The 11469-nt window shown below is 41.0% G+C and carries 9 protein-coding genes and 1 pseudogene; 5 read left to right on the plus strand and 5 right to left on the minus strand.

Going from position 1 to position 11469, the window contains the following annotated elements; translation table 11 throughout:
- Positions 1-526 (plus strand): annotated as a pseudogene (locus ACT3QN_RS08620) (DNA polymerase III subunit gamma/tau); the annotation flags it as partial.
- A 232-nt stretch (positions 527-758) separates the two neighbouring features.
- Entirely contained in the window at positions 759-1658 is a 900-nt protein-coding gene (locus ACT3QN_RS08625; protein ID WP_444520793.1) for a LysR family transcriptional regulator, read from the plus strand.
- A 467-nt stretch (positions 1659-2125) separates the two neighbouring features.
- Here the strand turns inward: ACT3QN_RS08625 and ACT3QN_RS08630 are convergent, their stop codons facing one another.
- Complete coding sequence (locus ACT3QN_RS08630; protein WP_444522599.1) at positions 2126-2290, minus strand: hypothetical protein; 165 nt, start codon at positions 2288-2290, stop codon at positions 2126-2128.
- Between the two features lie 718 nt (positions 2291-3008).
- Between ACT3QN_RS08630 and zigA the strand changes: the two genes are divergently transcribed.
- Complete coding sequence (gene zigA / locus ACT3QN_RS08635) at positions 3009-4229, plus strand: zinc metallochaperone GTPase ZigA (protein WP_444522595.1); 1221 nt, start codon at positions 3009-3011, stop codon at positions 4227-4229.
- Positions 4230-4424: 195 nt separating this feature from the next.
- Positions 4425-5576, plus strand: a complete 1152-nt coding sequence (locus ACT3QN_RS08640) for an iron-containing alcohol dehydrogenase (RefSeq protein WP_444522594.1) — start codon at positions 4425-4427, stop codon at positions 5574-5576.
- A gap of 116 nt (positions 5577-5692) precedes the next feature.
- On the opposite strand, the gene ACT3QN_RS08645 is transcribed toward ACT3QN_RS08640, so the two are convergent.
- Complete coding sequence (locus tag ACT3QN_RS08645; protein WP_444522593.1) at positions 5693-6874, minus strand: aspartate aminotransferase family protein; 1182 nt, start codon at positions 6872-6874, stop codon at positions 5693-5695.
- A gap of 39 nt (positions 6875-6913) precedes the next feature.
- A complete protein-coding gene (locus ACT3QN_RS08650; RefSeq protein WP_444520798.1) occupies positions 6914-7105 on the minus strand; it encodes a DNA gyrase inhibitor YacG in 192 nt (63 codons plus the stop codon).
- Positions 7106-7294: 189 nt separating this feature from the next.
- Here ACT3QN_RS08650 and ACT3QN_RS08655 point away from each other — a divergent pair, with 189 nt between their 5' ends.
- Positions 7295-7969 carry an SAM-dependent methyltransferase gene (locus ACT3QN_RS08655; RefSeq protein WP_444522592.1) on the plus strand — a complete coding sequence of 225 codons (675 nt, stop codon included), beginning with the start codon at positions 7295-7297 and terminating at the stop codon, positions 7967-7969.
- 135 nt (positions 7970-8104) lie between these two features.
- On the opposite strand, the gene ACT3QN_RS08660 is transcribed toward ACT3QN_RS08655, so the two are convergent.
- Complete coding sequence (locus ACT3QN_RS08660; RefSeq protein WP_444522591.1) at positions 8105-9499, minus strand: ABC1 kinase family protein; 1395 nt, start codon at positions 9497-9499, stop codon at positions 8105-8107.
- Between the two features lie 447 nt (positions 9500-9946).
- The gene (gene purD / locus ACT3QN_RS08665) at positions 9947-11263 is read right to left on the minus strand and encodes a phosphoribosylamine--glycine ligase (RefSeq protein ID WP_444520840.1); all 1317 of its coding nucleotides are present in this window, start codon (positions 11261-11263) and stop codon (positions 9947-9949) included.
- Positions 11264-11469: the final 206 nt, after the last annotated feature.

Here is an 11469-nt window from a genome sequence, read left to right on the forward strand (position 1 = left end):
AGTTGTTGAGCCTGAACCAGTTGTTGAGCCTGAACCAGTTGTTGAGCCTGGCGTAAATGATTCTCAGTTAATGACCAACTCTGACGAAGATCCACGCACTTTACTACGCTGTTCACCTCAAGAGCTGACAGGCGAGTGGAATCCGGAAAAATGGGATTACTGGTTACAAACTGCTCGTGAAGGAGAAATTTTGGCACAAGATGAGCTAGCACTAGCCCGACAAGGTACAATGACTGGTCAGTGCAACGGCAAAGCCACGTTTTTGACTAGTGTTGATAGTAAGCATCTACAGGCTACTTTTCAGCAATTAGCTGCCAAGTTACAACAGCAATTTACGCAAGCTGACATTGACTTAAAAATTGATAGTAGTATCATGCAGACCGAAGATAAAACCCCAGAGCGTCGACAGAAAAAACGTTTAGAGCAGGCGAAAACCGTTGCTGAAACAAAATTACTAAACACACCAGTTATGCAGTATTTAACTGAACGCGGTGAGGGGAAGATGGGTAAAGTACAGCTATATTAAGACTTAGAGCAGTGATTGCTTCGAATATCTAAAAGTATATTTATATATTGAACGTGGTTTTATATTAAATATCAAGGTGATAAGAATATATCGCCTTGATATTTTTGTTTTTATTACGAGTCAAAATATATTTATCAAACAAGAGAGAACCATTTGATAACGATAAGATAAATACAAAGTCGTTATAATGGTTAAGTTATATTAAAAACAGAAATGACGTTTAGGTGAGAATATGTTGGATAATTTGCGCGGTATGGCTGTGTTCGCCAGTGTGGTCGGACATGGCTCTTTTAGTGGCTCAGCACGTGAGCTAGGTATTACGACAAGTGCAGTCAGTCAGCAAATTCGTTCGTTAGAGAATGATCTTGGCGTAGTATTATTACATCGCTCAACTCGTAAGCTAAGCTTAACAGAAGCTGGCGAAAGCTTTTATGAAGCTGCAAAAGATGTGGTCAGTGCGGCTGAACAAGGGCGTATCAAAGTTAATCAATTGCGTGATGAGCTGGCAGGTAGTTTGCGTGTATCGACTACTCCTGAGCTTGGTGTCAACCACATCCTGCCAGCACTCTCTACGTGGATGGCGGCACATGATGATTTAAGTGTCACCTATCTAGCTGACAATCATTATATTGATATGATTGACGAGCGTATTGATATTGCTATTCGTATGAGTCCATCGATTAATGATTCTAGTCTAAGTAGTCATCCATTGACTGATGTGCGCCAATTATTGGTTGCCTCACCTCAGTACCTGCGTCAACATGATAAGCTAAATACGCCTAAAGACTTAACTGAGCACCAATTAATCTGTATTGAAATCATGAAAGATGCCAATCAGATTGACATGATTCAGACTGAAACTGGCAAAAAAACGCGAGTCAAAATGAACTCTCGTATTTATACTAACAATGTATTTATGGCGACAACATTGGCCAAAGAAGGTCACGGATTGGTCAGAATGTTAGAAATGGATGTCAAGAAAGAGCTTGAAAGCGGAGAGTTAGTAGAAGTATTGACCGGCTACCAGTTACCAAGTTTTGTATTGTATGCGGTAACATTGAACCGTGACCAGCAACCGGCCAAAATTATTCGTTGCCTAGAAGTGCTGAAAAAGTACTTTCATGCAAATTAGGACATGTTTGAAATAAGGACATGTTCTTAGAGAGGAACGATAAACCGCATCTTTACTCAGTTTGAATTATAATATTTTCTTCAATATTGCTCATAGTAATTTCCGCTATTTGACTAGCCATAACTTATTTAAAAAGCCTTTCTAACTCATCTATCGGCAGTAATCTTTAGTCCGTACCTTTACTGGTACGGACTCTAACGCTTAAAAGCTTTAGAACTTGTTTGGCATATTGCTATGGTATCTTCAGTATCTTCAAACCCAATGTCGCAGGCTATGTATTGGGCGTGTCCGTGTAGCTTGTGATATCACCAACAGCCGCTATTATCGATTCTGTTTTTACAGTGCCTTCGACATCAATGTTTTTTGCATCGGACACACCTGTAATACTGCATTGTATTTTTTTGATGCAGCTATTTTCTATCAGTACATCATTCGTTTTTTGAATGCCTCCATTTACGACCACAGCATTACGAATTAGTTTTCATTTCACCTTGTGCATCCACTTCATCAGCATGGATAACAGCATAAGGCGTAATGAAGGCATTGCCGTGAATAATCACTTTGCCGTAAATAATAGCCGTTTGGTCAATTTCGCCATAAGGTTGGTCTGGCCCGCGACCAATATCAGACACTTCTAGTGGTTAAGGTCTCTATGAGTGCTTCGATATTGACCCGAGCCATCATTATATCTCTTTGGTCTGCACGTCTTGTGCGACCGCGGCTATTAACCCTTGATCATTTTAAGCGATATGACTTATCACGGTATCAAAGCAGTACTCTTGGTCTTTTTTTGCCGTGTTCCATGGTCAGAAAAATAGACGTGTTTGTATTTACCATTTGAGAAAGCCTTGCAATGTCTCTTTGAGGTGGGAGGTGTTAAGGTTTTTTAATTTGACCAACTCCAGTAATTATATATATATAGCCCAGATATTATAGATGCTCTTGATAGAGGATTATCTAGGTTAACAAAAGCACTTATTATATGGCTTGGACAAAATATGTTCTCAATATAAAGGAGTAGAGCTATATGTTCCATGCCGATTCAGTCTAAACAAGTAGAATTGGCTGGTGCTTTTAGGTTCGCAGATATATCAGGAAGATCATTAATATGCAGAACTCAGTTGAATTATAAAGTGTTATGTTATAACATTGCTATTAAATTAATAAATATAGCGATACTTGCTGTACCCCATTTTTTACCTTATACGCCTTTTGAGAGCTGGTACTTATCAGTCTGTTGAAAGTCAGCACGTACTGATAGTCACACCAAACAGTAACCATATTTAAGAACCAATATTTTTTGAGTATATTTAATAACAAGCATACAAATTGATAGAGAAGAGACAGCCAATGAGTAATTCTTTAGCCATCGAAAAAAAACTGCCTGTGACCGTGTTGTCTGGGTTCTTGGGTGCAGGTAAAACCACGCTACTCAATCATATTTTGAATAATCGTGAGGGTAGACGCATTGCGGTTATCGTGAACGATATGTCTGAAGTAAATATTGATGCAGCATTGGTCAGAGACGGTGAGGCCGAGCTGTCCCGAACCGATGAAAAGCTGGTCGAAATGAGCAATGGCTGTATTTGTTGCACCTTGCGAGAAGACTTATTAATAGAGGTGCGACGTCTGGCAGAAGACAATCGCTTTGATCAACTGGTTATCGAATCAACAGGTATTTCTGAACCGTTACCTGTCGCAGAAACTTTTACTTTTGAAGATGACGATGGTTCCTGTCTAAATGAATTTGCCCGTTTAGACACCATGGTTACCGTTGTTGATGCTTTTAACTTTTTAAAGGACTACAGCTCTTATGACAGCATACAATCTCGAGGTGAGTCGTTAGGTGAAGAAGATGAGCGTACCGTGGTTGATTTACTGATTGATCAAATTGAATTTTGTGATGTCATTGTGTTAAATAAAGTTGATTTGATTTCAGATGACGAGAAAGAGAGACTACTAGCGATTATTCATTCCTTAAATCCACGAGCTAAAATTGAGGTTTCTCAGTTTGGTCAAGTCAATCTAGATAAGCTACTGAACACCAATCTATTTGATTTTGAGGCAGCCTCTGAGGCACCAGGCTGGTTAAAAGAGCTTAGGGGAGAGCATACTCCAGAGACACAGGAGTACGGCATCAGTAGTTTTGTTTATCGAGCCCGTCGTCCCTTTCATCCGCAGCGTTTTTACGATTTTATCAATACAGAGTGGAAAGGTGTGGTGCGCTCAAAAGGCTTCTTTTGGCTTGCGTCTAATCCTAAGCTAGCAGGTTCTTGGTCACAAGCTGGTGCGATGGCAAGACATGGTCTGGCTGGGTATTGGTGGGCAACAGTTCCTGAAGAAGAATGGCCAGAAGATCAGCAGAATCGTGACATTATAGAAAGTAATTGGGATGAGAGTACAGGTGATGCCCGTCAGGAGATTGTGTTGATTGGGATAGAAATGGATGAATCAAATCTTATCGATAAGTTCAACGATTGTTTGCTTAACGATGATGAAATGGCCCAAGGCCCCGCACAGTGGCAGTTAATGAGTAACCCGTTTTCAGAATGGGTTGACTTGATTGCTTAGCGCATTGTCTTTTTGTGTTCTTACTATGAGTAACAAGCTGCATACGGCCTCTTATAAATAGAAGTAATGTAAAAAGTATAGTTGTTTTCTTAAATTATGATGTGATGACCTTGGAAATATAAGGGAATTAAGCATCATTACTCTGCTTAGCTATACGCTAAGTTTTAATTAGGTAAAATTAACAAGGATGTTATTATGGCTTTATCACAATTTTTCATACCTTCCAACAACTTAGTCGGTGAAGGTGCTTTAGCAAAAGGTATTGAGCAGTTAGACAAACTAAACTGCAAAAAAGTATTTATCGTTACTGACAGTATTCTTGAAAAGATTGGTGTTGTAGATCAAGTTAAAAAGCCACTCGAATCAAAAAATATAAAAGTCAAAATTTTTACTGAAGTTCAGCCTAATCCGACAGTTGGTAATGTCAATGCAGGACTTGCAGAACTAAAATCGTTTGATGCAGATTTGATGATATCGCTTGGTGGCGGGTCGGTTCATGACTGTGCTAAAGCAATCGCATTGGTTGCAACCAATGGTGGCAAGATTGAAGACTATGAAGGTCTTGATCAGTCTACGAAGCCTCAACTGCCATTAGTATCCATCAATACCACCGCAGGCACTGCCTCTGAAATGACTCGCTTCTGTATTATTACAGACGAGAATACTCATGTTAAAATGGCGATAGTTGACACGAATGTCACGCCTATTTTGTCGATCAACGATTCTGGCATCATGTCTAATATGCCCGCTGGTTTGACGGCGGCGACTGGTATGGATGCATTGACCCATGCAGTAGAAGCTTATGTATCTACAGGTGCTAGCCCGATTACAGATGCCTGTGCTGTCAAAGCTATTGAGCTCATAGCAACATCTTTACCGACCGCCGTCAAAGAACCGAAAAACATGGTCGCTCGAGAAAACATGGCCTATGCTCAATTCTTAGCAGGAATGGCATTTAACAATGCATCACTTGGTTATGTTCATGCAATGGCTCATCAATTAGGTGGCATGTATGATTTGCCGCATGGTGTATGTAATGCGCTGCTATTACCACATGTCGAAGCATTCAATGAATCAGCAGCTACAGAAAGGTTGAATACCGTTGGTCAGATTTTAAGTGTTAACAATAGCGACTTGGCAGGTTTAAATACGATTGACGCGATTAAAAAACTGGCAGATATTGTCAATATTCCGAAGTCGTTAAAAGAGCTCGGTGTTAAGCGTAAAGATTTTGATGAGCTAGCAACAAATGCCTTAAAAGACGTGTGTGGTTTAACTAACCCTATCCAAGCAAGTCATGAACAAATTGTTGGTATCTTTGAGGATGCGTTTGAAGCCCGCTCGTAATTCTTCTTATTAGCCCATAAAAAAAGACATAAGCCTATCGGTTTATGTCTTTTTTATATTTAACTATTAATAAAATATGATTGCATACTGTATCAACGTGTTTCAAAAATCTTGTTTTAAAAGGAAGGTATTAATAAGTTAATCAAACGCTCAGCCACCTGTGTGCTTTCATCACGATTCATATTAAGCGGCGGTAATAAGCGTATTACATGACCGCCTGTGACATTGATGATTAGATTTTGTTCATCACGAGCACGATTTACGAGCTGGCTACAATCCATGTCTTCAGGTAATACAATACCGATCATCATACCGGCACCGCGACTGCTGATGTCATACTGTCCTAGCGTATCGACTATCGTCTCACGAATGAACAACCCTTCGGTGACCGCGTTATTCATAATATCGCTGTTGGCTAATACGTCATACACACTATGAACCACGCGACTGGCCAATGGCGTACCACCATAAGTTGAGCCATGGCTACCAGCACCAAATAAGCCATTAGCACGGCCACTTACCATACAAGCGCCAACTGGGAAACCATTCCCCAGTCCTTTAGCCGTCGTTAGCACGTCAGGACGTGCATTGCTGTGTTGATAAGCGAAATACTTACCAGTACGGCCATTACCTGTCTGTACCTCATCTATCATAAACAACCAGTTATGAGCTTCACATTCTGCTTGTAAGTCTTCAAGATAAGCAAAACCATTGTCCGCTGTATTGAGACCGCCTTCACCTTGTATGGGCTCGACAAAAATAGCGCAAATCTCATCGTGATCTTGTGCTGCTTGTTGGATGGCAGCAATGTCACCAAATGGTACGCGAATAAAGTCTTCATCTAATGTATAGAAGCCTTCGCGCGCTTTTGGATTGGCAGTGGCTGATAATGAGAGTAGCGTACGACCATGGAATGATTGTTCCATGACGATAACTTTTGGACGTTTGAATCCTTGTTTATGTGCATATAATCGTGCCATTTTTAATGCTGCTTCGTTTGCTTCAGCACCACTATTGGCAAAAAACACACTGTCCATTTGGGCAGCGGTACACAGTATCTCTCCAGCACGCTCTTGCCAATCAATACCGAACAAATTGCTGGTGTGAACTAACGTACCTGCTTGCTGCTGAATAGCGTCAGTGACTTGTGGGTGGCAGTGTCCCAGGCCACATACTGCGATACCAGTTAAGGCATCTAAGTAAGGTGTGTCATCTTTGGTATAGAGCCAGCTGCCTGTACCACGCGTAAAGCTGATTGGTTGACGATTATAAGTGGGCATCAGGTAAGTAGCAGACATGTCAAACATCCTTGGTATAAAATTGAGTAAAAGTGTGGGTTATAGCTCGTCAGAAAAAGGCGTGGTTTCCGCAGGTAAAGTGTAATCTTCGTTTGCCCAAGCACCTAAGTCGATCAGTTTGCAGCGACTGCTACAAAAGGGCTTATATTTATTGTCTTGCCAGGCCGTCTGAGTACCGCAACGTGGGCAAGGGTAGGTCTTTGGGTGCGTATTTGCAGTAGAGTCAGTCATAAGAAAAGAGCAATGTCCTAAATGTTATTAATATCGGTTGCATAGGGGTAAAGTGTAAGACGAATTCGTTATTTAAATGACGACAAAATAAAGCGTACTTGCTGTTGCTGTATTACTATTCAATTAGATTGGTTATATAATAGCATGGGGCCGAATAATGACAAAAGACAAATGCTTTAAGGATAGTAGATGACCGACAATATTGATCTCACGCATCAGCAAGAGCGTGCCTTTCAACCACAAAAACTGTCAGCACCGCGTGACTTTATTATTCCAAGTATTATCAGTGACAATAAAGATGAAAAACCGTTGATGCTAGAGGTTGGGGCAGGGAAGGGTAAGCATGCACTTAGCTTTGCCGCACAAAATCCTGACAAGCATCTGATAGCCATTGAACGCACGCGTAATAAATTTGAAGCATTCTCAAAATTAGCCACTCTACAAAATCTATCAAACCTAGATGCGATTCATGCGGATGCGATTGCATGGACAGTGCACGCCATCAAACCAAACAGCTTGGCTAAAATATTCATTCTTTATCCCAATCCTGAGCAGCACAATCCAAATCAGCAGTGGCTGAATATGCCTTTTTTTGAGTTTTTGTTATCACGCTTGCAGGTGGGCGGAGAAATAATATTAGTGACTAATATCGAATCCTATATGGATAATGCAGAACACCAAGCAACTAAAGTATGGTGCCTACCATCGACACGTACTCGAGTACCAGCGACTAGTCAGCGCACGCATTTCGAAGTGAAGTACCTTGCACGACAAGAGGTGTGTTGGGAGCTGAGTATTCGTAAGCCGAAGTGGTACAAGACTAGGTTTGATAATTGGCAGGTAAGTACTATGAACGAAAAATAATAGCCTAAGTAGAAAAATGCAGTTTATATCGGTGGTATACAGTAGAGCTAATGGTGTTAGATATAAAATAGCCTAAGCAAATGAAATCAAAAAAATAAAAGCCGTCACTAAAGGACGGCTCAAAATTTACACAGTTTATAAGTAGGGTTTTACAAGACTGTTAGAATTAGTATGCGCATCTAAAACAGTTAAAAAAGTATATGCGCCAATAAACTTGCGGCTAATAAACATAAATTCTTTCGGAGGTAGGTTAAATTCAAAGGACTGCATTGCACGTGTGGCAGTAGCAGATAAACGTGAATGTAACTTACTATTCGCCCAAATGTAGCGGTTCTGGTTGTCCAAACATTCACTAGGGATGTTAGTGTTTTTATCAGGATCACTAAAAGGCTCTGTAGCCAGTAAAAATAACGAAGCAATATCTGACCGTACCTTGCTACTCATACTATCGAAAAAATCATATCCCGTCATAGCCAAGTTCATTGCTTGTTGGTCATGGCGATATCCTGCACGTAGTAAACCACGGGCAATCGTTAATAAATTGCCATCAAACTGACGAATTGCCCCAAAATCTAGTAAAACTAATCTATCGATATCTTCTTCGCTTTCGCTCACACGCACTAAATAATTACCAAAGTTAGGATCTGTCTGCATTTCACCCCATACAAAAATTTCTTGCATCATGATTTCGATAGCCGCTTGACCAATGGCATTTCGGCGTTCATGAGGTAACAGTTGTAATGCTTCTGAGACTACCGTAATACCTGGCTCATACGACATACATAGCAAACGTTTTTTAGAGTAAGTACGATTAATCTTAGGAACGATATAGCGTGGATCGTCGATTAAACGCTCGTAAAAACGTTCTGTCGTAGCCGCTTCCGCATCATAATCAACTTCGTGGTGGAGTAGGTCACGTATTTCCTCAAACCAAGCATCAAGTGAGCGTGTTTGAGGAACGATATTACTTACTTTTAACAACTGCTTGAACAAAGCAAGATCAGAGTTGATAGCATCTGCCACACCCGGATATTGAATTTTCAAAACGACTTGTTCGCCAGTGGCGACTACGGTCGCACGATGAACTTGAGCAAGAGAAGCAGTTCCAATTGGGACAGGGTCAACGTTCAGCTCATTTAGTTTGTTACCCAATAACTGACGCAAGGTTTGCTCAATCGTTGGCCAAGTTAGTGTCGCTGTATCATCATTAAGGGTTTGCAGAGCCCGCGTGATCTCTGGCGGTAGTATGTGCTCACCATAAATCGCTAGCATCTGACCAATTTTGACGACTGAACCTTTCAACTTGCCTAGCTCAGATGCCAGATAATTTGCCTGAGTTTCCATAAACGCCTGATTACGTGCAGTACGTGCTTCTTTATTTAAGAACATACCAGACACGCTATTACCCGCCCAACGACGACCAATATTCAAAGAAGTTTTTGCAATCGACATACGACGATCAAAACCTGAGGTTTTTAGGCTATCGATTGATTGCTTGTTACTAAAAGGTTTAGACGTATCATTTGCCATAAGTATAATCATTCATCCAATTGGTATTGATTTGCGGGTTCGAAACCTACAATACAAGGGAGACGTGATGCACAGGTACAAAATTGTATCATATAAAGTGTGCTGGTTTTATGAGCCTGAGCTGGCCATTGATAGTTACTTTGTAAGCCAATATCTATTGATAACTATTGATAAATAGGTACTTACTAATTTGAGTATGATTAATAAGTAGTTAGAATTTTCTAGAAAATTCACTGATCATTTAAATTTAGAAAAATCTATTTATAGCCGATGGGTAAGTATCAAAAAGATACTAAAAATAAGACCTAGCATGATGCTAGGTCAAATAGTGATATAGAGCTATAAATATAGAAATACTATTAAGCAAACATATTAGACGAAACCTTCGCATTATCTAAAATATTGCCCAAGACGTTACTCAATATGTCTTTTAGTATGCTTTAGCTGCTAAGCATTTTCACGAGTGATGGCGTGGTGACCAATATCACGGCGATACTGCGCACCATCGAAGCTAATAGCAGCGGTGACTGCTAATGCTGCTTGCTGAGCATCAGAAATGCTATCTGCTAGGGCGGTTACACATAAGACTCGTCCGCCATTTGTAACGACCTCTTTATCATTATCGTTAGAAAATGCTGTGCCAGCATGAAAAACTTTAACAGCGTTATCGTTGTTGGGATCTAATTCTGGCAAGCCAGCAATCACATCACCTTTCGACGAAGTTTCAGGGTAGCCTTTTGATGCAACAACGATACCTAGAGCAGGGCGAGCATCCCATTTTGCTTCACTAGGTAGCTGACCGGCTAAGCCTTGTGCGACTAAATCTACCATTGATGACTGCAAACGCATTAAGATAGGCTGTGTTTCTGGATCACCAAAACGGCAGTTAAACTCGATGACATAAGGGTCGCCTGCTTTATCAATCATAAGTCCAGCGTATAGGAAGCCAGTATAAGGATGGCCTGCATTTTTCATAGCATCAACCACTGGTTGAATCACTTTCTGCATGACTTTGTTGTGAACATCGCTCGTAACAACGGGAGCAGGAGAGTATGCACCCATGCCACCCGTGTTCGGACCGGTATCGCCTTCAAAAGCACGTTTGTGATCTTGGCTGGTTGCCATTGGCAGGATATTGTCACCATCAATCATACAGATAAAGCTGGCTTCTTCGCCTTGCAAAAATTGCTCGATAACCACGCGGCTGCCGGCATCACCAAACTTGTTATCTGCTAGCATATCATCGATAGCTTCATGCGCTTGTTCGATCGTTTCAGCAACGATAACGCCTTTACCTGCAGCAAGCCCATCTGCTTTGATAACGATAGGCGCGCCTTGCTCATCGACATAAGCTTTAGCAGCGACTGCATCGGTAAACCCTTGATAAGCAGCCGTTGGGATGTTGTTTTGCTCCATGAACTCTTTGGCAAAAGTTTTTGAGCCTTCTAACTGTGCACAGTACGCTGTTGGTCCCCATGCGTTAATTCCTGCTTCACGACAAGCATCAACAATACCCGTAACCAACGGCGCTTCTGGACCAACAATCACCATATCGATATCGTTATTTTGACAAAACGCGATAACAGCACTATGCTCGCCTGCTTCAGCATCGGTAGACTCTAGTGTAACGTTTTGACATTTAGGCTCAAGGGCGGTGCCAGCATTACCAGGAGCGATGTAAATATTTTTTACATTGTCATCTTTTGCACATTGCCATGCCAATGCGTGTTCGCGACCACCTGAGCCAACCACCAAAATATTCATCATACCTTTTGCCCTTAGCATTGAAAGTTAATAGTGAGCGAGTCGTACGCTCTTAAATATGTTGGCATATTCTAACAAAAAAACGTCTCCAATTACCATGAGTATCCGCCTGCCAGCACTGAATCATCAATATCAATGTTTAAAATCGTATTATCTCATTAGTAAAGGTTATCGACGCGTTGTTGATTCATGAAATGATGTTGTAC

The organism is Psychrobacter sp. AOP7-C1-14 (assembly GCF_052376135.1).
In the GTDB taxonomy this organism is placed as follows: Bacteria; Pseudomonadota; Gammaproteobacteria; order Pseudomonadales; family Moraxellaceae; genus Psychrobacter.

What these genes read in the sequence shown, in the direction of transcription:
- ACT3QN_RS08625 (WP_444520793.1), top strand. Translation starts at nt 759, where the DNA reads ATGTTGGATAATTTGCGCGGTATGGCTGTGTTCGCCAGTGTGGTCGGA.
- zigA (WP_444522595.1), top strand. Translation starts at nt 3,009, where the DNA reads ATGAGTAATTCTTTAGCCATCGAAAAAAAACTGCCTGTGACCGTGTTG.
- ACT3QN_RS08640 (WP_444522594.1), top strand. Translation starts at nt 4,425, where the DNA reads ATGGCTTTATCACAATTTTTCATACCTTCCAACAACTTAGTCGGTGAA.
- ACT3QN_RS08645 (WP_444522593.1), bottom strand. Translation starts at nt 6,874, where the DNA reads ATGTCTGCTACTTACCTGATGCCCACTTATAATCGTCAACCAATCAGC.
- ACT3QN_RS08650 (WP_444520798.1), bottom strand. Translation starts at nt 7,105, where the DNA reads ATGACTGACTCTACTGCAAATACGCACCCAAAGACCTACCCTTGCCCA.
- ACT3QN_RS08655 (WP_444522592.1), top strand. Translation starts at nt 7,295, where the DNA reads ATGACCGACAATATTGATCTCACGCATCAGCAAGAGCGTGCCTTTCAA.
- ACT3QN_RS08660 (WP_444522591.1), bottom strand. Translation starts at nt 9,499, where the DNA reads ATGGCAAATGATACGTCTAAACCTTTTAGTAACAAGCAATCAATCGAT.
- purD (WP_444520840.1), bottom strand. Translation starts at nt 11,263, where the DNA reads ATGAATATTTTGGTGGTTGGCTCAGGTGGTCGCGAACACGCATTGGCA.